Here is a 22,875-nt window from a genome sequence, read left to right as displayed (position 1 = left end):
TCGCGGCGAAGGCGCTGGCCTCCGGCTCGATGATGTGGCGGAATTCCTGCACCGTCCTGAGGAACACCTCGCGGTCCGGCGAGGTCGCATACCAGGCCAGCACATCGCGATCGAGCAGGTTCCAGCGCTCCTTCGGCTCGACCCAGCTGCCGATCTTCGGGCGTGATGCCAAGAGGCTCTTGGCCATCAGCATCTTGATCGCCTCGCGCACCGCCGAGCGGCTGACGTCGAAAGTCTCGGACCATTTGGCTTCGTTGGGCAGGATGGTTCCCGGCGGATAGTCGCCGCGCACGATCCTCAGCCCGATTTCGTTGGCGAGCGACGCATGCACGCTCGAGCCGGGAAAGTGTGCGGCGTCGGCACGCCGAACGCCGGCCGGCCGCGCAGCCTCGGCCTTCAACTTGGCGGGTCGCTTTTTTGATGTCGCGTCCGGCATTCGTATTCCCCGGCAGCTGCTTGTCGAAACCTGAACTCAGGACACGACAAAGCAACGGCCTACGCTCCAAAGCAGCGTCGCCTCGTGCGTTTGTATGGACGATCTGTGACGGGGCGCCCGTCGAAGGGCGCCCCGAAACTGCGAACCTACTTCTGGATGCAGGTGTCGACGGTGTCCTTGGTGCATTCGTCGAGGCCGGTGAACACCGGATCGGCGACCGGCTTGCCGTCGACCAGGTCGATCATCACCGAAGGCGCCTTGTAGCCCATCTCGAACGGCCGCTGGCCAACCAGCGCGGTCACCAGCCCGTCACGGGCAATCGCCACCTCGTCGCCGATCGTGTCGGCGGCGCCGATGACGAAGGCGTTGCTGGCGATCTTGTCGGCCATCGGCTTGAACAGGTCGCGATAGGGCTGCGGAGCGCCGAACAGCGGCCAACCGCCCATGATACCGAAGGCGTCGAGATCGGGATTAGCAGCGAGGATGTCGGTCATCGCCTGCACGCCCTTGGCGCCGTCGTCATTGGTGAACACCGGGCAGCCGGCAACTTCCGTCCAGCCGCCTTCGCCCGCCAGCGCCGCGAGGCCTTCCTTGCCCGAAAGCGCGTCACGCATGCCCTGCGCGCGGCGCAGGATGTTGTCGGCGGCCGGATTGCCTTCGATGGTGCAGATCTTGCCGCCATTCGGCTTGGCCTTCTTGATGTATTCGCCGATCTTGTGACCCATCAGGTAATTGTCGGTGCCGAGATAGGTCTTGCGCAGCGCCGCGTCTTCCTTGCTGAGGTCGGCGTCGAGGGTCATGATCGGGATCGACGGATTGGCGCTTTTGATCGTCTGCGCGATCAGCGGCGCGTTCGACGGCGAAATCGCCATCGCCACCGTATCGGGCTTGCTCAGCATGTCCTGGACGATCTGGGCTTCACCGGCCTCGTCCGAGGTCGATGCCGGTCCGGTGTAGAAGCACTCATATTCCGCGCTGGCGTTTTCCTTGTTCCATTTCTCGCAACCCTGGTGGATGGCCTCGAAGAATGGATTGTCGAGACCCTTCACCACGATGACGAGCTGTTTCTTGGCCATGGCCGGCCCGGCACCCAACGCCATGACGGCGGCGGCAGCGAGCAATAGTGATTTCCTCATGTCAGTCCTCCCTTTTGAAACAAACGGACACCACGTGCCCGCCACACACAGATCGACCCGGAGCAAGATGACAGAGGACGTCGCACTCGTGTCGCCAAGCCAGGTCGATAAGCATTTTCATATTCAGTCTCAGACCGGCACCGACAGATACTGCTGGTTACCAGATCCCTGACCGACAAACCTTCACCGATTCCTTCCGGCAACCCGGGGGGATCGGCGCAAGCTCCTCCGACACTTAGCTAATATCGCCTTGTCACCGACGTCAATGCTATTTGTCCTACAAAACTGATTTTTCGAAAGAAGCCGTGGTTGACGCCAAGGAGGCTTATGCGTAAATGGGCAAAATCGCTGCCTCCGGGAGGAACTGGGGAGAGCGAAAGGCCGCGGCAGAACCGCGGGCCGCAAAGCACGGGGAGGCAAGAAGGCTGGTGGCGGTTCTCGAACTCACCAACATCTCGAAGCATTTTGGCGCCATCCAGGCGGTCAACGACGTTTCGTTGTCGATCGAGGCCGGACAGGTTGTCGGCCTGATGGGCGACAACGGCGCCGGCAAGTCGACGCTGGTCAAGATGATCGCCGGCAATTTCCCACCGAGCCATGGCACGATGCAGATGGACGGCAAGGAGCTGATCCTGCACAAGCCGGTCGAGGCGCGCCAGCACGGCATCGAAATCGTCCATCAGGACCTGGCGCTGTGCAACAATCTGACGGCCGCCGCCAACGTCTATCTCGGCCGTGAATTGCGCCGCGGCCTCGGGCCGCTTCGCATCCTCGACTATGCCGCGATGTACAAGCGTGCCGGCCAGATCTTCGCCGAGCTGAAATCCGAAACGCGCCCGCGCGACCTGGTCAAACAAATGTCGGGCGGCCAGCGGCAAGCGGTGGCGATCGCCCGTACCATGCTTTCGCAGGCCAAGATCGTGCTGATGGACGAGCCGACGGCGGCGATCTCGGTGCGCCAGGTCGCCGAGGTATTGAACCTGATCCGCCATTTGCGCGACCAGGGCATCGCCGTCGTGCTGATCAGCCACCGCATGCCCGACGTCTTTGACGTTGCCGACCGCGTCATCGTCATGCGGCGCGGCCGCAAGGTCGCCGACAAGACGATCGCATCGAGTTCGCCGGAAGAAGTCACCGGACTCATCACCGGCGCCATCGAACAGGTATGATTGACGCCTCAACCATGAGTAAAAAAGGTCGATAATGGCTGTCACCCTTGATCAGACGATCGCGCACAAGCAGCACACCTTGCTGAGCAAGGTGTTTGCCAGCCAGACCTTCTGGGTGGTGATCGCGGTCATCCTCGCCTGCCTGTTCCTGTCGGTGGCCACCGATTCCTTCGCCACGACCAAGAACCTCTACAACATCACCCGCAACGTCACCTTCGTCGCCATCGTGGCGCTCGGCATGACCTTCGTCATCATCACCGGCGGTATCGACCTGTCGGTCGGCTCGGTGCTTTGCCTGTGCTCGATGGTGCTGGCCGTGACCATGCATGCCGGCTACGGCATCGAGATCGGCATTGGCGCTGCGATCGCGACGGCGCTGATCATCGGCGCCTTCAACGGCATCTTGATCGCCTATCTCGGGTTTCCGCCCTTCGTGGTGACGCTCGGCATGCTGTCGATTGCGCGCAGCCTTGCCATGGTCGCCTCCAACAACACCGTCGTCTTCCAGTTCGGGCCGGACCACGACAAGCTGCTGGCGCTTGGCGGCGGCGCCTGGGTGTTCGGCATCGCCAATCCGGTGCTCTACATGATCGTGCTGGCGATGATCACCGGCTTCGTGCTGCGCTGGACGAAATTCGGCCGGCACATCTTCGCCATCGGCGGCAACGAGCATGCGGCGACGCTGACCGGCGTTCCGGTGCGCCAGATCAAGGTTGTCGTCTACATGATCTCGGCACTGGCGGCGGGCCTTGCCGGCATCATCCAGACCGGCTGGCTGGGCGCGGTCACAACAAATCTCGGCAACGGCATGGAGCTTCAGGTGATCGCCGCCACCGTCATCGGTGGCGCCAACCTGGCCGGCGGCATGGGAACAGCCTTCGGCGCGGTCGTTGGCGCGGCGCTGATCGAGGTCATCCGCAACAGCCTCGGCCTGCTCGGCATCAATGCCTTTTGGCAAGGCGTGTTCATCGGCGGCGCCATCCTGCTCGCTGTGCTGTTCGACCGCATCCGCAATTTCAGGCGCAACGACTAGATCTCGGCCGGATCTCGGCGCTGAATCATAGATCGTTCGCCGGTTGAATTGCCGGCCTCGAGGCCTCGATAGCGCTGGCCGCCGGCCTACCGCGTCGATTAGCCGTACCGGCCTGGAACGCTCGCCTTCCTCCTATCGCCGAGTCTGAAAATCCGCCGGTGCGGCGCATGGCCGGCGCCCGGACGTGCACATGCGTCTTGACGCAAGCCCAAACTGAGCCGCACAATCGCTCACAGCAGGCGAAGGGAGGCCAGTCGCCTGCGGGAGGATATACCCATGACGGAAGCGATCAGGCTCTACTGGGGCCGGTTCGGACATGTTTCTGTCCTGAACGTCGCCAGCGACTTCGTCACCCATGCCCATGTCGAGGCGCATATCATCATCTGGCTGGAAGGCACGGCCGGTGAGATGACCATCGGCCGCGATACGGTGCGGCTTGGACCGGGCACCGCCGCCGGCATCAATTCCTTCCAGCCGCACAGCCACGCTCTGTCCCGCGACGGCACGCCCGGCCTGTTCCTCGCCTTCTACATCGATCCGGACTGGGCTCGAAGGCGCCGCGAGCTGCCTTCCGCCGCGCCGCTGTTCTCGAGCCCGGCAATCACGCTCGAGCCTTGGCTGCACAAGGCAGCGGCTAACCTTCTCGACCATCTCAGCGACAATGAGAGCATCGACGACATCGCCAATTACGAGATCGAGCGCTTCATCGACAGCGTGCTCGATGCCGCCGACGCGTCCACACCGCCGACGGTGCGCGCCCGCGTCAACACCATGCCGGATTTCCGCGTCCGCAAGGCGATCCAGCTGATGAAAGCCAATGTCTGCGAGCGTATCTGCTTCGACGACGTGGCGCGCAGCGTCGGCCTGTCGCGGCCGCATTTCTTTGCGCTGTTCAAGGAACAGACCAATCTGACGCCCAACGTCTACTGGAACACGCTGCGCATGGACGAGGCGGTGCGGCAATTGCAGTGGTCGCAGGAGCCGCTGATCTCGGTCGCCTGCAATCTCGGCTTCACCACCCAAGGCAATTTCTCGCGCTTCTTCCGCGACCATGTCGGCGTCCCGCCGACGCTTTATCGTGAGGCGGCGCGGGCGATCAGCTGAGCGCCCGTTTTTCAGACTATTTGATAGGCGTTCAAGACGCATTGATAAGCGCTGCCGAACCTGCCGCCCTACTCTCCCAAGCAGCTGATTTGCAAGGGAACGATCATATGGCGAAAGTCACCATCTCCAGCGTCATCGACGCACCGGTCGAAAAGGTCTGGGCGCGCATACGCGACTTCAACGGTCTGCCGACCTGGCACCCGCGCATGGTCAAAAGCCATATCGAGGACGGCAAGGATGCGAGTACGATCGGCTGCGTGCGCAATTTCCAGCTCGTCAGCGGTGCCCGCCTTCGCGAAAAGCTGCTCGATTTCTCCGACGAGAATTTCCTCGTCAGCTACTCCATCCTGGAGACGCCGCAACCGCTCACCAACCACAAGGCAACGCTGCAGTTGCGGCGGGTGACCGACGGCGACCGCACCTATGCCGAATGGACCGCCAGCTTCGACGCCCCTCCCGAAGAAGCCGACAAGCTGGCCGAAGGCATGGGCGCAAACGTCTTCCAGGGCGGCTTCAACGCCCTGAAGGCGCATTTCGCGGGCAAGGTTGAGCTGAATTGAGCTGACAAACAGGAGCGTTCCATGGCGCTTGCACTGCAGACTTTCCCGACGGTGAAGGACGCCGGCGCGGCGCTGAAAGCCGCTGGCACCCGCTATCTCGGTGGCGGCACGCTGGTCGTGCGCGCCGTCAATGAAGGCGACGTGTCGATCTCCGGTTTCGTCAGGTCGACCGAACCGGCGCTGTCGGTCATCCGCATTTCCGGCGGCACGGTCGGCATTGGCGCTTCGGTGACCATGGCGGCGATCGCCCGTCACCCGGATCTCGCTCCGCTGGCCAGCGCCGCGCGCGCCGTCGGGGGACCGGCGATCCGCAATATGGCGAGCGTCGGCGGCAATCTTTTCGCGCCGACGCCTTACGGCGATTTCACCGTTGCGCTGCTGGCTCTGGACGCAACCGTCAGCACCGGCGACGGCGAGCTGCCGATCGAAACCTTTCTGGCAAGGCGCGATAACAATCGCGCAATCGTCACCGCGGTCGGCTTCACGCTTCCGAAGGAAGGCGGCTTTCGCTTCCTGAAAGTGTCGCGGGTCAAGCCAAAGGGCGCCTCGGTGCTGAGCATCGCCACAGTGCTGGAACAGGCGCCGGACGGCACCGTGTCGTCCGCGCGGATCGCGCTCGGCTGCATGGCCGACCGGCCGATCCGTGCCAGGGCGGCGGAGAAAGCCCTGATTGGCCGGGAACTCACCAGCGAGGGGATCGCACCGGCACTGGCTGTTGCCCGCGACGGCACTTCGCCGCCAACCGATCCGATCGCCAGCGCCTGGTATCGCAACGAAGTCCTGCCGGTCCATCTCGGCCGGCTGCTGCTCGCCTGAAAGACCGTGGCGCGTATGTCCGCCTGGCTGCGGCGCAAGGAGTAAAAAGATGGCAAAGGTCCCGGTTCAGTTCACGCTCAATGGTGCCGAAAAGGCCGAATTCATCGACAGCGGCACTACGCTGCTTCATGCGCTGCGCGACAAGATCGGCGACACCTCGCCGAAGGGCGGCTGCCATCAAGGCACCTGCGGTGCGTGCTCGGTCATCATCGATGGCGAGCTCAGGCTCTCCTGCCTGACGCTGGCAGAGGCCTGCAATGGTGCGACTATCACCACAACGTCAGGGCTTTCGGAAGGCGGCGTGCTGCATCCCTTGCAGCGCGCTTTCCTCGACGCCTTTGCGACGCAATGCGGTTTCTGCACGCCGGGCATGATCATGGCGGCCAAGGTGCTTCTCGACCAAACCCCGAACCCCAGCCGCGAGGACGTGGTCGAGGCGCTGTCGGGCAACATCTGCCGCTGTACCGGCTACGAGCCGATCATCCAGGCGGTGCTGACCGCGCGGTCCAATTCGCAGAACGCGGCTTGAGGGGAGTTAAGAAAATGGAACTCCGCAAGAATTACTTCGCCGACCAGCGCAAGGACGATCTGCACGAGATCGGCCAGCCGCGGCCGCGCTCCGATTCACCCGGTCATGTCACAGGCAAGACCGCCTATTTCGCCGACCGCAATTTTCCCGACATGCTGCATTTGAAGATGGTGCGCAGCCCGCACCATCACGCCCGCATCCGCAGCATCGATACGTCAGAGGCGGAAAAGCACCCAGGCGTCGTCAAGGTGCTGACCGCCAAGGATGTGCCGCACAATGTCTACACGATCCTGATCCTGATCCAGATCGGGCCGGAGGACGAAACGGTCCTGGCCGACGGCAAGGTGCGCTGGAAGGGCGAGGCCGTGGTGGCGGTGCTGGCCGAGACCGAGCGCGCCGCGCAGGAGGCGGCTGCCAAGGTCAAGGTCGATTACGAGGTACTGCCGGCCGTCTTCGACATCGAGGAAGCGCTGAGGCCCAGCGCGCCGATCGTCAACGAGTATCACGGCCGGAACTATTATCTCTACGACAGCGGCGAATGCCGCAAGGTGCGCTTCGGCGATGTCGAGGCCGGCTTTGCCGAGGCCGACCACGTGCTCGAACAGACTTACCAATCTTCGCCGATCGAGCATGCGCCGACCGAGACGACCGGCTGCATCGTCGCACCCGAGGGCAACGACCGCTTCACCTGCTACACCAACACGCAGGCGATGTTCTTCACCCTCGACAATGCCTCGATCATCCTGCAGGTGCCAGGCAACAAGCTGCATTTCGTCGGCGGCACTGTCGGCGGCGGTTTTGGCGGCAAGGTCGACGTCATCGTCGAGCCGATCGCCATCCTCGGCGCCAAGCTGACCGGGCGTCCGGTCTCCTTCATCTACAGCCGCGAGGAGGAGATGCAGATCTCCTCGCCGCGCGCAGCGGAAAAGGTCGTCATCAAGGACGGCGTCATGAAGGACGGCCGCATCGTCGCGCGCAAGGTCACCGGCTATACCGATGCCGGCGCCTATTCGCGCCACTCACCCTATGGCGCACAGAAGGGCGCCGGCCACTATCCCGGCCCTTACACGATCCCGAATGTCTGGATCGACACCTACTGCGTCTACACCAACCGCACGCCCTCCTCCGCCATGCGCGGCTTCGGCGTGACCATTGGCGATTTCGCGCTTGAGGTGCAGATGGACAAGCTCGCCCGGCTGATCGGCATGGACCCGCTCGAGTTCCGCTTCATCAACGCCTACCGCGACGGCGATATGAAGGCGCATCGCCAGCCGACCGAAGGCGCTGCGCTGATCGAGTGCATGCAGGAAGCCTCGCGCGCCGCCAACTGGCCGGTGGCGGAAAAGTACCTCTCCATGTCGTCCTACACGAAGGGAGCTTGAGATGGCGATCAGGCGCGGACGCGGCGTCGCCGCAATCAATTATCCGACCGGCATGAACCTCGGCGGCGACCCGACGCAGGCGCTGGTGCATTCGACACCGACCGGCAATTTCATGGTGACGCTGTCATCAGTCGATCTCGGCCAGGGCATGAAGCAGATCATGGCGCAGATCTGCGCCGAGACGATCGGCGTGCCGACCGACCGCGTCGTCGTCGATACCGCCGACACCGACACCGGCCCGCACTGCATGGGCACCTTCGCCTCGCGCGGCACGCACCGCGCCGGCAACGCCGTCATCCAGGCGGCCAGGGAAGCCCGCCAGGTGATGCTGGAAGTGGCGGCCGAGGAGCTGGAAGTGAATGCCTCGGACCTCGAGACCGACGGCCAGGGTAACATCCTGGTCAAGGGCGCGCCGCAGAGATCGATCTCAATCTTCGATGTCGCGCTGTCAGCGCATTTCAAGCGCGGCCGCTCGATTTCCGGCCGCGGCATGTTCCTCATCCCCCGCTCGTACCCCGAAAAAGAGACCGGCGCGATGAAGCCGTCGACCTGTTATGCCCATGCCTGCACGGTGGCGGAGGTCGAGGTCGATGATGAGACCGGCGAAGTCACCGTGCTGACCGTGAAGAACGTTTTTGAGATCGGCCGCGCGCTGAATCCGAAAATGGTCGAACAGCAACTGGTCGGCGGCTCGTGGATGGGCATCAGTCATGCGCTCTACGAGACGACCGAACCCTATTATCCCAATCGCGATCATGGCGGCACCGACTTCAACCAGTATCTGATGCCGGGACCGGGCGATCTTGCGCAAACCGAGATCATCGTGCTGGAACGGCCGTCGGCCGACGGGCCCTATGGCGCCAAGGGGCCAGGCGAAATGTGCGCCAACCCGCAAATCCCGGCGGTCGCCAATGCCGTCTTCGACGCCGTCGGCGTGCGCATCGACACGCTGCCGATCACGCCGGAGCGCATCCTGCGCGCGCTGAAGGCGCAAGCCGGCGCACCGAACTGAGTGCTGGAAATGCCCAAGAGAAGCGCAGAGACTGTCGCGACCTCGCCGGAGGCGGTGGCGTCGCGCCTCGCCGCTTCGCGCTATCTGGCGGACGAGAGCCTGGCGACCGCCATCTTCCTGGCGATCAGGCTGGGCAAGCCACTGTTGCTTGAAGGCGCGCCGGGCGTCGGCAAGACCGAAGCAGCCAAGGCGATCGCCGACGTGCTCGGACGCGACCTGGTGCGGCTGCAATGCTACGAAGGCATCGACGCAGCACACGCGCTCTACGAATGGAACTACCAGCGCCAGCTGCTCGCCATCCGTCATGCCGGCGAGCATGAGGTCGACATCTATGACGACCGCTTTCTGATCGCGCGGCCGCTGCTGCAGGTGCTGAAGGCACCGGAAAAACGCGTGCTGCTGGTCGACGAGATCGACCGTTCCGACCATGAATTCGAAGCGCTGCTGCTGGAATTCCTGTCCGATTTCCAGATCAGCATTCCCGAGCGCGGCACCATTCGCGCGACGGCGCAGCCGATCGTCATCCTGACCTCGAACCGCACCCGTGAACTGGCCGAAGCGCTGCGGCGGCGCTGCGTCTACCACTGGATCACCTATCCCGACGCCGGGCGCGAGGCCGAGATCATCATGCTGCGCGCCGGCGACGTCGCCGAGGCCACGGCGCGCGCCGTGGCTTCCGCCGTGCGCGACATCCGCGCGCGTCCGCTGGCCAAGCCGCCAGGCATCGCTGAGGCGGTCGAATGGGCCAACGCCGCCACCATCCTCGAAAAGGGCGGCAGCCCGTGGCCGGAAGCGTTTCGCCGCGCCATCGGCGTGCTGATCAAGGACGAGGAGGATCTTTCCTGCATCGCGCCCGAGCTCGGCAAGATTGTCGAGGAGGCGCTGGCGTGAGCCCCGCGGCTCTGCCTCGAGGGGCGACGCCGTTCCTCGGCTTCGGCCGGCTGCTGCGCCGCTACGGCTTTGCGGTGGCGCCCGAGCAGGTCTCCGGCTTCATGCAAGCGGTGACGCTGCTCGGCCCGCGCTCGATGGTCGACATCCGCGAAGCGGCCCTTGCCACGCTGGCGCCGCCGCCCGACCGCCGCGACGAATTCGAGGCGCATTTCCGGAGTCATTTCTATGGGGACACCGCGGCGCTGGTCGAAGGCGAGGCCGATGAGGAAACCCGCATCAAGGACGATGGTGCAACGGGCGAAGAAGAAATCGAGGTAATCCGCCAGGAGCAAGGCGGCGAACTGTCTTCGGCAAGCGAACAGTTGAGTGTCCGCGAATTCAGCCGCGATAGCGACGGGCTTGCCGCCTTCCGCCGCAAGCTCGCCACCGCTTTGCCCGCCCGCCGCTCCTTCCGCACCGTGCGAACGCATGCGCGCGGCAAGCTCGACCTGCGCCGCTCGCTGCGCGAAATCGTCAGTGCCGACGGCGATATCCCCTCGCCGCTGCTGCGCCGGCGGCAGACAGTGCCGCGCAAGCTTCTCATCCTGATCGACGTGTCCGGCTCGATGAAGCTCTACACATCGGACTATCTCAAGCTGGCGCATGCGGCGGTGCAAGGCGCCGACCGGGCGGAGGTCTTCACCTTCGGCACACGGCTGACCCGTATCACCTCGGCGCTGCGCATTCGCGACCGCGACCAGGCGCTGGCCCGCGCCGCTGCCCAGGTCGACGACTGGGACGGCGGAACCCGCATGGGGCCGACGCTGCTCGCGTTTCTATCGGTGCCGCGCTTCTCCGCCTTTGCACGCGGGGCGGCGATCGTCATCCTGTCGGACGCGCTGGAGTGCGGCGACCATGCCGAGCTGGAAATGGCGATGCGCCGGCTGAGCGCCCGCGCCTTTCGGCTTTCGCTGGCGACGCCGCTGGCCGGCGATCCACGCTTCCGCCCGGTCACGGCAGCGCTCCGCGCCATCCTGCCGGTGCTCGACGATCTGGTCGATGGCTCCTCTATCGCCGGTCTCAGCGAGTTCATCCTGTCGCTCGCCCGCCCAGCTCCGGCGGCCGCGGCAATCTGGAAAAGGGTTTTGTGATGCGGAAGGCGATCGACGCGCATTTCCACATCTGGCGCCAAAAGGACCAGCCCTGGCTCGTCGGACCGATGGTGCCACGCATCTTTGGCCCTTACGAGCCGATCCGCCGCGATTATCCGATCGAGGAATTCCTCGCGGACCAGCAAGGCTCGGGCGTCGAGAAGGCGGTCTATGTCCAGACCAACTGGGCCAAGGAAGATTTCGAAAAAGAGGTCGCTTTCCTGCAGAAGACCGCGGAAGAAACCGGTTGGCCGCACGCCATCGTCGGCTATGCCGACATGACGGTGGACGATGTGCGTCCCCAGATCGACCGGCTGAAAAAATATCCGCTGTTGCGCGGCGTGCGTATGCAGCTGCACTGGCACCAAACGCCGGCCTTCCGCTTCGCCGCCTCGGCCGATCAGGTCATCGATCCGAAGGTGCGGGCCAATGTCGCCCGGCTGAAGGATTACGGCCTGTCCTTCGACCTGCAGCTTTTCCCCGCCCAGATGAAGGATGGGCTGACGCTTGTCGGCGAGAACCCCGAGACGAATTTCGTTCTCACCCATGCCGGCATGCTGACCGACATGGAACCGGAGACCACCGAGGCGTGGAAGACCGGCCTGCGCACGCTGTCAGCGGCACCAAACCTCTATGCAAAGCTGTCCGGCCTCGGCACCTTCGTCCACCGCAACGACCCGGCGCTGATCAGCTATATCGTCGACGCCGCCATCGACATCCTCGGCAGCGACCATTTGATGTTCGGCTCGAACTTCCCGATCGAGAAGCTGTGGACCAGCCACGTCGAGCTGATCAGGGCGCACCGGGAAGCGGTGGCGAAGCACGGCGCGGCTGCAGAGGCGGATATCTTCTGGAACACGGCGGAGAAGGTATATCGGCCGGCGTAGCGCATCCCTTCTCCCCCTGTGGGAGAAGGGAAGGCGCCCCGCCCCTCACCTCACCTCGAACTCCGGATCGACCGGGATCTGCATCGCCGTGACCATCTGGTTGGTCTGCCCCGCCAGTCCGATGATCGACACCAGCTCGCCATGCTGCGCGTCGGTCATGCCTTTGGCCCGCGCTGCCGCGGTGTGCGAGTGGACGCAATAGGAGCAGCCATTGGCTGTGGAGACGGCGATGTAGATCATCTCCTTGGTCAGCGGGTCGATGGCGCTGTCAGCGACCATCACCGCCTTGAGCTGCTCCCACACCCGCTTCAGCGAGACCGGATCATTGGCCAGCCCGCGCCAGAAATTGTTGACGAAGTCGGATTTGCGCGTCGCGCGGATGTCGTCGAACACGGCCTTCACGGCGGGAATCGCCTCGACCTCGGCATCGGTCAGCAGTCTTGTGGTGGCCATGGGCAGGCTCCTTTTGTTTGAATCGATGAGAGAGGTCGTTGAATCGGCTTGGTAGCGAATGCGGCTAACTTGCTCGGGTGATTCAGTTTTTGCGGGCCGGCCCAGAACCTTGGACATGCACAGCCCCTCAACATCGTCATCCCTGGGCGGAGCAGGAGCGAAGCGACGTCGCGGAGACCCTGGGATCCATGCCGTGACCTCAGCCGAAGGGTGCAGCGGAGCAGAATTCCGGACCGTCGCAACGCTTGGAAGTCACGGCATGGATCCTGGGGTCTGCGCCGCGTCGCTTCGCTCCTTGCTTCGCCCCAGGATGACGAAGCGGTGGACGTTTCTGCCAATCTCCAAAGTATGCACCAACGACCATCGGACATGTCGACCCTCTAAGCCAAGCCCTAATGCACCGCCGCATACATGATCTTCTCCTCCGTCGCCTCGGCCGGCGAGAACTCCTCGACGATGCGGCCTTGCCGGCAGACCAGGATGCGGTCGGACAGGTTCATGATCTCCGGCAGGTAGGACGAGATGACGACGACGGCCAGGCCCTCATCGGCCAGCCGGTTGATGATCTGGTGGATTTCGGCGATCGCGCCGACATCGACGCCGCGCGTCGGCTCGTCGAAGATGACAATGCGCGGTTTCTGCACCAGCCCCTTGCCGATGACCACCTTCTGCTGGTTGCCGCCGGAAAGCTCGACCACCCGCGCATTGTCGTTGATCGCCTTGACGTTCAGCGTCTTCGTCCATTCGGCCGACAGCGCCCGCATCTCTTGCGCATTGATCACCCAGCCATTTTCCCGCCCCGCCGCCAGGAAGCCACCGAACAGGTTCTCGGCAACGTCCATCGTCTCGAATATCCCCTCGCTCTTGCGGTCTTCGGTGACATAGACGATGCCGTCGGCAACTGCCTCGCTGGGCACGAGATAGCGCACCGGCCTGTCGTCCAGCTCGATAGTGCCGCCGCGCAGGAAGTCGCGCTTGTAGATGCCGGAGACGATCTTGAACGTCTCGGTGCGGCCCGAACCGATCAGCCCGAACACGCCGGTGATCTGGCCCTCGAAGATCGAGAAGGAATTGTTGCGCACGACATTGCTCATCGAGATGTCCTGTACCGACAGCACCTTCTTGCCGGGCTTGCGCAGCCTGGCCTCGTCGCGCTGGCTGTAGAGCTGTCCCGACAGCGTGCGCCCGACCATGGCGGCGACGATCCTGTCGCGATCGAAAGCGGCGGTATCGTCGGTGATCACCAGTTCGCCGTCGCGCAGGATGGTGATGCGGTCGGCGATATCAAGCGCCTCTTCGAGCGCATGGCTGATAAAGACGATCGACACGCCCCTTGCCTTAAGCCGGCGGATCAGTGCGAAGAAGTGCCGCTTTTCCTCCGGCGTCAGCGTCGCCGTCGGCTCGTCGAAGATGATGATCTCAGCGTTGTGGTGCACGGCGCGCGCGATCTCGACCATTTGCCGTTTGGCCGCGCCCAGCGTCGCCAGCATGGCGTTCGGGTCGACGGGAAAGTTCAATGACTGCAGAAACTGCTGCGCCGAGATGTAGGTGCCGCGCAGCCGGTTGAGAAAACTCTCGGTGCCGAGATAGAGGTTCTGCGCCACCGTCATCGACGGCACCAGGCTGGTCTCCTGGAACACCATGGCGATGCCGGCTTGAAGCGCCGCGTGCGGCGAGGCGTAGGCGATCTCCTGCCCCTTGTGGAACATCTTTCCCGAGATCGCGTCGACGACGCCGGCGATGATCTTGGTCAGCGTCGATTTTCCCGCACCGTTCTCGCCGAGCAGCGCATGGATCTCGCCCTTGCGCAGCTCGAAGCTGACATTCTTCACCGCGGGCACGCCGCGATAGGTCTTGGTCACGTTCTCCAGGCGGACGATCGGTTCCATCAGCGATGCCCTCCTGAAGCCAGATCGATGGCCAGCAGGCAATCGCCGCCTTTCGAGGCAATGAACAGGCGACCGTCGTTCTCCGCCACGCTGCAGATGCCATGACGGGTGCCGTTGGCGCGACTGTGCAGGCTGAATTGCGGCCGCATCTCACGATCGAGCCTGACCACCAGCCCGTAGGAGCGGCTCGGCGACCATGGCTTGTGGATGCCCATGGTGCGGATGCCGCCACATTGCAGCGGCTCGAGGAAGCTTCGGTTGGAGGCGAGCGCCGGCGCGATCCAGTGTTGCGGCGACACTTGCGCCAGCATGTCGTTTCGATAGTGCTTTTCCTGCAGCACGAATTCGATCAGACGGTTGCGGGGCGCAAACAGCGCCAGCCAGGCACCGCCGTCGGCGGCAGGCGACAGGCGAGAGGGATAGCCGGGCAGATGCGCCAGCACCGTCGAGCGGCTGCCCGACGCGCCATCGAAGCGGACAAGTTGGTGCCGCCAGCTCTCGCTGACCAGCACATCCTTGCCGGTTGGATGCAGCCCATAGGGAAAGGCGATGTCACCGGCGACCTTGCGGAATTCGCTGCCTGCCGGATCGCGCTTCCACAGCGAACCGGAAGCGCCCTTCTTCATCAGATCGGCGGCCCATTCCGACGGCGCGTGTTCGGCCGAGCCATTGGCCAGCCAAAGCGTGCCATCTTCTGCGTAGGCGACTGCTGTAATGCAGCGGATCTCGGCTGGCAGGCGAGCCTCCTTGCCCGCGATTAACAGCTCGCCGTTTTCGAGCCCGACCGTCAGTTCGCCGGCGGGCGAGCGCGCGAGCGCGGTAACCGCGGACGGAAATGTCTCGACTATCGTCGGCGGGCCACCGACGGTGATGACGTAGACGGCATTGCCGCTGGAGGCCAGCAGCCGGCCGTCAGCGATCAGCAGATTGTCAGGCTCCGGCAGCTCAGCGAAGGCGGCAGCATCGTCCAGCAGCGTATTGGGCCTGAAGGCACCGTCGAGCGGCGGGATGGTCACCGCCTTGCCGCGAAAGATGTCGAGGATCGGGTCCAGCATCATGGCTTCGCCCCCCAGTAAGAAGCGGGGCTGGTCCAGTTCGGATCGGCGCCGGCAATCCTGTAGCGGCCGATCCGGTTGTTGAGGATACCGCCGACGAACAGAAAACCCTTGTGCTCGCGCATCGAGGTGACCATCGGATGCGCGGCGCCCGACAGGTCGCCCATGGCTTCGACGATGCCGCCTTTCTCGTTGAATTTCACCACACCGCCGGTGTTGATGTTGGGGAACAGCCATTCGTCCTGCGGCAGCCGGCGCGTCATGCGCTTGCGCATGTCGGGATGGCGCAGCGACAGGTCGAAGCTCGGCGTGCGCATGCCAAGCCAGGCCATCCAGTAATTGCCGTCTGACGCCCGGTTGATGTTGTCGGGGTAGCCCGGCATGTCGCGGATGACGCATTCGGCGGTGCCTGCTTTCGGCCCTTCCAGCCAGTAGCGGTGCACGCGGCAGGCCCAGCTTTCGGCGAAGAACAGCGACTTGCCGTCATGCGCCATGCACACGCCGTTGGTGTAGCGGTAGCCGTCGAGCAATGTCTTCGTCGAACCGTCCTTGGGGTCATAGACGAGCAGCCGCCCGGTGGCGCGGTTCTCGATCGAGTCCAGCGCCCAATCGTGCGCGTCATAACGCTTGGTGGAATCGGTGAAGTAGATGCGGCCGTCCGGCGCGATATCGCAATCATTGGGATCGCGCAGCCGCGCATCGTCGACGATCGAAGTCCAGGAGCGCGACGTTTCCGCCGAAAGCCGCTTCACCTCGCGCTGCGGCGAGACCGAATAAAGGCCCATCGCGCCGACGCAGCTGATCAGATTGCCTGTTTTGTCGAAGGCCAGGCCCAGCGGGAAGCCGCCAATATGCGCAAAGACCTCCGAGCGTTCGTAATCCGGCGCGAAGAAGCGGACGATCTCGCCATGCCTGGTGCCGCAATAGAGATGGTCGTCGCGGTCGAGGATGACGTCTTCCGGCCCTTCCAGCTCGCCGAGCCCGATATGGTCAGCCTCCGATAGCCGGTTGTCGAGTTCGTAAGGCGTGCCTGAGCCCGGTGCAGCCGACTGCGTTGCGCCCATCTTCAGGTAGACCGGCGCGACATAGACCTCGTCCAGAACCTTGTGGCGGTTCTTCAGCCAGCGAATGTCGATGGTGACCGCGACTGCCAGCATGATACCCAGCACCATCTGGTTGGTGCCGGTGCCATAGCCCAGCCGGATCAGCCCGTTGGTCATGGTCAGCACGATGATCGCGCCCATCAGCCCCTTGATCACCGAGCCGCGGCCGCCGCCCAGGCTGACGCCGCCGACGACCGCCGCTGTCAGTGCCATGACCTCGAGGTTGAGGCCGGTGCCCGGCCCGGCGCCGCTCAGCCGGCAGGCAATGAGGAAGCCGCCGAGCGAGGCGCTGAAGCCGGAGAACACATAGGTCATGAACACGGTGCGGCGCACGCGGATGCCGGCATTGTGGGCCGAGCGCCGCGACCCGCCCACCGCCTGCACATGCCAGCCGGGCCGCGAGCGCGTCAGCGCGACATGGGTAATGATGGCCAGGATAATCGCCGCCCACACCGCAACCGAGAGGCCCCAGAAGGTATCGTCGCCGATAAAGTCCAGCACATCCGATGTGGCATCGGAAAGCTGGACGTCGGCGGCATAAGTGGTGACCAGTATGTCGAACAGCGCCCGCCCGAAGATGAAGGTGACCAGTGTCGTCAGGAAAGCGCGCAGCCGGAAATAGCCGATCAGATAGCCGTTGATCGCGCCGAACAGCAGCCCGGTGGCGATCGAGGCGGCCAGCGCCAGCCACACCGATTGTTCGAGGATGAAGAAGACGAACACGGCGGAAAAACAGGACAGCGCGAAGATCGAGCCGACCGAAAGGTCGATGCCGCCGCCAAGCATGACCACCGTCATGCCGGTGACCACCAGCGAGAACTCGCCGAGCTGGCGGGTCGATTCCTGCAGCGACATCGGCTTGAAGAAGCCGGGGATGATCGAGCCGAACACGCCGAGCGTCGCCACCAGCGCCAGGAACGGAATGGCATTGTCGGTCCAGCGTTTGCTTAGGATCTCGCCGACGAGGTGGTCGGGCACGAGATTGTAGCGCCAGGATTGAAGGCGTTCGCGAAAGGACATCGGTTGCTGCTGCCACTCAAGAGAGAAAGAGGCGGCCGAACCAGGTCCGGCCACCTCGTCGATGCTTGCAACGGACCCGCGGTTTACTTGGCCGCAGCTTGGGCTTGCAGTGCTTTCAAGTCCCAGCAGCTGTCCGGCTTGACGTCGGCCTTGGTCGTCGCCTTCTCCAGCGTGTAGATGTAGGTGTGCGAGGTGCCGGCTGGCTGGCCACTCTGCAACAGGAATTTTATGACGGCGTTCATGTCACCCGACTGGCGGGCAAGGTCGGTCATCACCACCGCGCCATAGGTGCCGTCCTGCAGCTTGTCGCAGTCGGCAGTCTTTTCGCCACCGCCGGTGGTGACCAGAAAGACTTTGCCGTCGAGCTTGGCATCGCGGATCGCAGCAGATGCGCCCGTCGCGTCGCCGTCCCAGAAATCGATGATGGCGCAGATGTCGGGGTTCTGCTGCAGCATCGTCGTCGTCACGTTGCGCGAGGTCGTCGCATCCCAGTTGGAGTCCGGCTTGGCCACGACCTTGAAGTCGGGATTCTTGTCCAGCACCTTCATGATGCCGGCATACTGGTAGAGGCTCGACGAATTGGCCTGGTCGCCCTGCACCAGCCCGATCTTCTTGGAGGAGTTCGGCCCACAACCCTTGATCGCCGCTTCGGCTTCGAGTTGGCCGAGCCGATCCCAGTCGCTGCCGACAAAGGCATCGGCCGGGAAGTTCGCCGGATTGTCGACCAGCAGGACATAGGTGCCGGCGGCCTGCGCCTTCTTCATCAGCTTGGCATAGGAGTTGAGGTCCGGCGAGTGGATGATCAGCACGTCCGGCCTGGTGTCCGACGAGATTGCGTCGGTGATCGCCTGCGCGCCGGCATCGACCACCCAGTTCGGGTCACGTGTCTCGAACACGCCGCCCCAGGCCTCGACCTCCGTCTTCAGGTAATGCGCCCAGCCCTGTGCCAGGTCGAAGCCCATCGCCATCGGCACCAGCATCACACGCTTGCCCTTCAGCGCTTGCGAATAGGCGCCCGGACCCGGATCTTCGGCGGCGAAGCTTGGCGCCACGAAGGCGGAGACGGCAAGCGCTGCCGCGGCGGCCATAAACGTCCTGATGATTTTCATGTCACATCCTCTGGTTTGGTCGTTGTCGTTCGCGGCCGGCCCCAACCGTTCGCGTCAGTCTAGATGTCGCCTTGCTGCGCGGTCTGCTCGTCGCGCGGATTGATGAACCCATCGACGATGATCGCCGCCAGCAGGATCGCGGCCTTGATCAGGTTCTGATAGAGCAGCGGAATGTCGATGATGGTCATCGCGTTGAGCAGGATGCCGATCAACGCGGCACCCACCAGCACGTTGCGCACCCCGCCCCGCCCGCCCGACAGACCGATGCCGCCGATCACCGCCACCAGCACGATGTCGTAGAGCAGCGTGGAATTGACGATGCGGGTGTTGATCGAATGCAGGCTGGCCGCAGTGAGCAAGCCGGCCACCAGCGAGACCAGGGCCGACAGCACGTAGCGCAGCACCAGCATCGGGCGCACTGGAATGCCGATATTGCGCGCGGCGACCGGGTTGTCGCCGGCGAAATAGACGTAGCGGCCCCATTTGGTGTAGCGCAGGAACAGGAAGAAGGCGAAAGCTAGCCCGGCGAAGACAAACACCTCGACCGGAATGTCGAGGAGGCGCAGCCCGCCCAGAAGCTCGACCCAATGGCCGGGCGGCACCGGCACGGCGTCCTGCGTGATCAGTTGTGAACGCACATAGCCGAAGACGAAGGACGCAGTCGCCAGCGTCACGAAGATCGCCGGAACCTCGGCGTAGGCGACCAGGATTCCGTTCAACAGCCCGATTGCGAGAACGCCGGCGAGCACATAGGCGAAGGCCAGCCCGTCGGATGTTCCCGAATTCAGCAGTTGCAGATACCAGGCGACCGACATCGCCATGATCGCCACCGCCGACAGGTCGATGCCTCTGCCTATTATGACGACCGCCATGCCGAGCGCCAATATGCCCAGCACCGAGACCGAGCGTACGATGGCAACGAGATTGTTCGAGTTGATAAACCCGGGCAGTCCGATCGCGGCGGCAATGAACAGCACAACCGCGATGGCAAAGACAATGCCCTCCTGGTTCAGGCTTCTCCAGTTTAGCCAGCCGGTCGCGTTCATTGCCCGCTTTCACCCGCGATGGCTACGCCCTGCTCCCTCTGCGGCCATCGGAACGAAAGCTAATCGGCTCAAGACCAATTCGTCAAATGAATCCGTGCATTGCAGGCCGGCTTGCGAGGAAATTCTGCGGTTGGACGCACCGATTGGCGAGGCTGGCGCAATGCCTGGAACTCAAGCACTTTTGCAATTGATCGCGCTGATCGAACCGCTGGCGAAGGTTCGCTTCAGGGCGAGCGGAGCAGGCAGAATTTATGTCCGCGCTCGCCGCGCAGGTCCTGCATCAAATCCGCAAAACATGGCCCGAGACCTCGGCGCCGGCGGCCTTCGGCAACGCCAGAAAGCGAAACGAGGCGACGAGCCCGATTGCGCCGATCACCAGGAAGGCAAGGCGGAAGTCGACGAGATCAAGCGCCGCCACGCCCCTGGCTATCTGCGACAGGTTGAGCAACGCCGCCGCGACCGCTACGCCGAACAGCATCGCCACCTGCTGCAGCATGCTGGACAACGTCGCCGCCGAGCTGCGCTGCTGTGAGGCCACATCGGCGAAAGCCAGCGTGTTGAGCGCGGTGAACTGCATCGAGCGCGAAAGGCCGGCGATCAGCATCAGCGCCACCACCAACGCTTGCGGCGTCTGCGGCGAAAGCGCCGCGCAGGCCATGATCGACAAGGAAGCGATCACCCCGTTGACGATCAGCACCGAACGGAAGCCGAAGCGCCTCAGCGTCGGCGTCGTCACCGCCTTCATGCCGAGATTGCCGAGGAAATAGGCCAGGATCATCATGCCCGCATCGACCGGACTCAGGCCGAAGCCGACCTGGAACAAAAGCGGCAGCAGGAACGGCGTGGCGTTGATGGCGATCCGGAAAATCGTGCCGGCCGACAGCGTCGAGATGGCAAAGGTCTGCACCTTGAAAGCTGTGAGATCGAGCAGCGGATGGTTGGCGCGTCCCAGATGCCGCACCGCCAGCCAGCCGACCAAAATGCCCGTACCGAGCAGTGCCATGGTCGGCAACACACCGTCTTCCGGATGCGCGATACGCTCGAGGCCGTAGAGCAGGCAGGCAAGCCCCACCGAGGTCAAAAAGAAGCCCGGCCAGTCGAGCGGCTTGCCCCCGGCTTCGCGGTCGCCGGGAATGAAGCGGGCGACCAGCGCCAGTCCGGTAACCCCAAGGGGAATGTTGATGAAGAAATTCCAGTGCCAGGAGAGATAGGTGGTGATGAAGCCGCCAAGCACCGGCCCGACCACCGGCGCAAACAGCGCCGGCCAGGTGATCAGCGCCGTGGCGTTGAGAAGCTCGGATTTCGGCGCATTGCGCAGCACCAGGATGCGGCCGACCGGCGTCATCAGCGCGCTGCCCAGGCCCTGCACAGCACGTGCGGCAACGAACTCGGCCAGGTTCTGCGAGATGCCGCAGGCGAGCGAGGCCAGCGTGAACAGGGCGATCGCCACGAGGAAGATGTTGCGCGCGCCAAAACGGTCGGCAAGCCAGCCGGACAGCGGCACGAACACCGCCATGGTCAGCATATAAACGGTGATGCCGATGCTCATCGCCACCGCCGGCACGCCGAAGGATTCTCCCATCTGCGGCAGCGAGGTCGAGATGATGGTCGAATCCAGAAGCTGCATGAAGAAGGCGACGGCGACGATCAGCGCCGCCCGCCGGGCTTGCCGCGCCGCGGGCGCGGTCTCGGGCAAGGCTTCGTTTTCGGAAATGGCGGTCATGCGCAGAACTATCCGAAGGGAATTTTCACCCGCTCCATCGGCAACCGCACAATTGTCAGGCAAACCGATGACGCACCGGTTTCAACAGCATCTGGCCGGTGCCGTCCAGACATGGACCAACAAACTTTCGTGTAGCATCGCAGCCGGCTACGCGATGACCTGGCCCTGCCGCCGAACCGGCCTTTTACGATCCGCGATGGCGCTTCGCGCTGTTGCCGGCGTGTCTCATGCGGCTTCGATCTTTTCCAGGAACAGACCAAGCTGGTCCGGGTCCATGTGCACGACGTGCCTGTCTTCGGGATAGGCCAGGCTGTTCACATCGGCGACATATTCGGAAAAGGCGGCGATGCGTTCGGCCTGCAGGCGATCGTATTCGGCGGCGAAATTGCGATAGACCTTGGAATGGCGCGGCATGTGGCCACGGTTCTGGCCGAGGATGTCGTCGGCGAACAGGTATTGCGCATCGCAGCCGGTGCCCGCCCCCATCGACAACATGATCAGCGAAGTGCGTTCCGAAATCGCCTTGGCCACCTCGACCGGCACCACTTCGATCTCGGCGCCGATCGCACCGGCAGCCTCCAGTTGCTTCACCGCCTCGAACACCTGCATGGCGGTATCGGCGGTCTTGCCGACGGCCTTGAAGCCGCCGGTCCAGGTGGCACGTGACGGGATGAGGCCGACATGGCCGATCACCGGAATGGCGTCGTCGGCCATCCGCTTGATGGTGGCATAGCCGGCGCTGCAATAGACCGCATCGGCGCTGGCCTTGTAGAGCCGGAACGCCCAGCGGACGAAATCGTCGGCCGTGCCGATCTCGAAGAAATTCTCGCCCGGCATGGTGAACAGGCTGGGTGCCGCATCGCGGTATTGCGGATTGAGCACCAGCTCCGGCGGCACCGAGACGATGTCGACGCCGGCGCGTTCGGCGGCCTCGGCCTCGTCCATCGTCAGCACGCGCAGCATCGTCAGCTGCCGCTTGCCCTTCATGGCACGCAGGTCTGCGACGGTCGGTCTTTTCCGGCTCATGGATTATGGTCCCCTTTGCTACGTGACAGAAGGCCCGTCAGCCAATCTGGATCATCACCTTGCCAGCTTCGACCTTGACTGGATAGGTCGCGAGATTGACGCAGACGGGAGCGCCCTTGGCCTGGCCGGTCTTGTAATTGAAGCGGCCATTGTGCTTGGGGCATTCGATGATGTCGTCCATGACCAGCCCGTCGGCCAGATGCGCCTTCTCATGCGTGCAAAAACCGTCGGTGGCGAAGAATTCATCGTCCGGCGAACGGTAGATTGCGAAGGTGCGGCCGTCATGGTCGAAGCGGATGACATCTTCCTCTTCGACATCGTCCACGGCGCACGCTTCGACCCAATCGGCCATTTCTATCTCTCCCG

The 22,875-nt window shown here is 63.8% G+C and carries 22 protein-coding genes; 11 read left to right on the top strand and 11 right to left on the bottom strand.

Features of this window, described 5'->3' with window-relative positions:
• Together NKH23_RS29635 and NKH23_RS29630 are read right to left on the bottom strand one after the other, a co-directional pair.
• Positions 1–436, bottom strand: a 436-nt coding sequence (locus tag NKH23_RS29635) for a FadR/GntR family transcriptional regulator (RefSeq protein ID WP_353036056.1), incomplete at its 3' end; no start/stop codon positions are given.
• Positions 437–582: 146 nt separating this feature from the next.
• On the bottom strand, positions 583–1,572 hold the full coding sequence (locus tag NKH23_RS29630) for a sugar-binding protein (RefSeq protein ID WP_352912685.1): 990 nt from the start codon (positions 1,570–1,572) through the stop codon (positions 583–585).
• 428 nt (positions 1,573–2,000) lie between these two features.
• Here NKH23_RS29630 and NKH23_RS29625 point away from each other — a divergent pair, with 428 nt between their 5' ends.
• The 11 genes from NKH23_RS29625 (at position 2,001) to NKH23_RS29575 (ending at position 12,085) form a co-directional block, all read left to right on the top strand.
• Positions 2,001–2,741: an ATP-binding cassette domain-containing protein gene (locus NKH23_RS29625; RefSeq protein ID WP_023675804.1), complete on the top strand. Its 741-nt coding sequence runs from the start codon at positions 2,001–2,003 to the stop codon at positions 2,739–2,741.
• Positions 2,742–2,775: 34 nt separating this feature from the next.
• A complete protein-coding gene (locus NKH23_RS29620) occupies positions 2,776–3,774 on the top strand; it encodes an ABC transporter permease (protein WP_353036054.1) in 999 nt (332 codons plus the stop codon).
• Positions 3,775–4,050: 276 nt separating this feature from the next.
• Complete coding sequence (locus NKH23_RS29615) at positions 4,051–4,878, top strand: helix-turn-helix domain-containing protein (RefSeq protein WP_353036052.1); 828 nt, start codon at positions 4,051–4,053, stop codon at positions 4,876–4,878.
• A gap of 107 nt (positions 4,879–4,985) precedes the next feature.
• Complete coding sequence (locus NKH23_RS29610; protein ID WP_353036050.1) at positions 4,986–5,438, top strand: SRPBCC family protein; 453 nt, start codon at positions 4,986–4,988, stop codon at positions 5,436–5,438.
• A 21-nt stretch (positions 5,439–5,459) separates the two neighbouring features.
• On the top strand, positions 5,460–6,254 hold the full coding sequence (locus tag NKH23_RS29605) for an FAD binding domain-containing protein (protein ID WP_353036048.1): 795 nt from the start codon (positions 5,460–5,462) through the stop codon (positions 6,252–6,254).
• 49 nt (positions 6,255–6,303) lie between these two features.
• Positions 6,304–6,783, top strand: coding sequence for a (2Fe-2S)-binding protein (locus NKH23_RS29600; protein ID WP_353036046.1), 480 nt, complete (start codon positions 6,304–6,306; stop codon positions 6,781–6,783).
• A 14-nt stretch (positions 6,784–6,797) separates the two neighbouring features.
• Positions 6,798–8,165: a xanthine dehydrogenase family protein molybdopterin-binding subunit gene (locus tag NKH23_RS29595; protein WP_353036044.1), complete on the top strand. Its 1,368-nt coding sequence runs from the start codon at positions 6,798–6,800 to the stop codon at positions 8,163–8,165.
• Between the two features lies 1 nt (position 8,166).
• Positions 8,167–9,177 carry a xanthine dehydrogenase family protein molybdopterin-binding subunit gene (locus NKH23_RS29590; protein ID WP_095493116.1) on the top strand — a complete coding sequence of 337 codons (1,011 nt, stop codon included), beginning with the start codon at positions 8,167–8,169 and terminating at the stop codon, positions 9,175–9,177.
• Between the two features lie 9 nt (positions 9,178–9,186).
• Positions 9,187–10,068, top strand: a complete 882-nt coding sequence (locus tag NKH23_RS29585; protein ID WP_353036041.1) for an AAA family ATPase — start codon at positions 9,187–9,189, stop codon at positions 10,066–10,068.
• On the top strand, positions 10,065–11,198 hold the full coding sequence (locus NKH23_RS29580; protein ID WP_353036039.1) for a vWA domain-containing protein: 1,134 nt from the start codon (positions 10,065–10,067) through the stop codon (positions 11,196–11,198). Before NKH23_RS29585 ends, NKH23_RS29580 begins: the two co-directional genes overlap by 4 nt.
• Entirely contained in the window at positions 11,198–12,085 is an 888-nt protein-coding gene (locus tag NKH23_RS29575; RefSeq protein WP_352912677.1) for an amidohydrolase family protein, read from the top strand. Before NKH23_RS29580 ends, NKH23_RS29575 begins: the two co-directional genes overlap by 1 nt.
• Positions 12,086–12,130: 45 nt before the next feature.
• On the opposite strand, the gene NKH23_RS29570 is transcribed toward NKH23_RS29575, so the two are convergent.
• From NKH23_RS29570 to NKH23_RS29530, 9 genes are all read right to left on the bottom strand, one after another.
• Positions 12,131–12,538, bottom strand: a complete 408-nt coding sequence (locus tag NKH23_RS29570) for a carboxymuconolactone decarboxylase family protein (RefSeq protein ID WP_352465276.1) — start codon at positions 12,536–12,538, stop codon at positions 12,131–12,133.
• A 392-nt stretch (positions 12,539–12,930) separates the two neighbouring features.
• Entirely contained in the window at positions 12,931–14,427 is a 1,497-nt protein-coding gene (locus NKH23_RS29565; protein ID WP_353036037.1) for a sugar ABC transporter ATP-binding protein, read from the bottom strand.
• Positions 14,427–15,485 (bottom strand): SMP-30/gluconolactonase/LRE family protein, encoded by a 1,059-nt coding sequence (locus NKH23_RS29560; RefSeq protein ID WP_353036035.1) that lies wholly within the window; start codon positions 15,483–15,485, stop codon positions 14,427–14,429. The genes NKH23_RS29565 and NKH23_RS29560 overlap by 1 nt, the downstream gene beginning before the upstream one ends.
• Complete coding sequence (locus NKH23_RS29555) at positions 15,482–17,605, bottom strand: ABC transporter permease (RefSeq protein WP_353036033.1); 2,124 nt, start codon at positions 17,603–17,605, stop codon at positions 15,482–15,484. Before NKH23_RS29555 ends, NKH23_RS29560 begins: the two co-directional genes overlap by 4 nt.
• Positions 17,606–17,688: 83 nt before the next feature.
• Positions 17,689–18,714 carry a sugar ABC transporter substrate-binding protein gene (locus tag NKH23_RS29550; RefSeq protein WP_353036031.1) on the bottom strand — a complete coding sequence of 342 codons (1,026 nt, stop codon included), beginning with the start codon at positions 18,712–18,714 and terminating at the stop codon, positions 17,689–17,691.
• 59 nt (positions 18,715–18,773) lie between these two features.
• Entirely contained in the window at positions 18,774–19,760 is a 987-nt protein-coding gene (locus tag NKH23_RS29545; RefSeq protein ID WP_352716998.1) for an ABC transporter permease, read from the bottom strand.
• Between the two features lie 280 nt (positions 19,761–20,040).
• Positions 20,041–21,483: a DHA2 family efflux MFS transporter permease subunit gene (locus NKH23_RS29540; RefSeq protein WP_353036029.1), complete on the bottom strand. Its 1,443-nt coding sequence runs from the start codon at positions 21,481–21,483 to the stop codon at positions 20,041–20,043.
• A 225-nt stretch (positions 21,484–21,708) separates the two neighbouring features.
• Entirely contained in the window at positions 21,709–22,509 is an 801-nt protein-coding gene (locus tag NKH23_RS29535) for a 3-methyl-2-oxobutanoate hydroxymethyltransferase (protein WP_352912672.1), read from the bottom strand.
• A gap of 37 nt (positions 22,510–22,546) precedes the next feature.
• Complete coding sequence (locus NKH23_RS29530) at positions 22,547–22,861, bottom strand: MocE family 2Fe-2S type ferredoxin (RefSeq protein WP_352912671.1); 315 nt, start codon at positions 22,859–22,861, stop codon at positions 22,547–22,549.
• Between the last annotated feature and the right edge of the window lie 14 nt (positions 22,862–22,875).

The organism is Mesorhizobium sp. M1328 (genome assembly GCF_040318075.1).
Lineage (GTDB): Bacteria > Pseudomonadota > Alphaproteobacteria > Rhizobiales > Rhizobiaceae > Mesorhizobium.
Note: the sequence above shows the minus strand (reverse complement) of the source record. Positions and strands in the feature narration are given on the sequence as shown.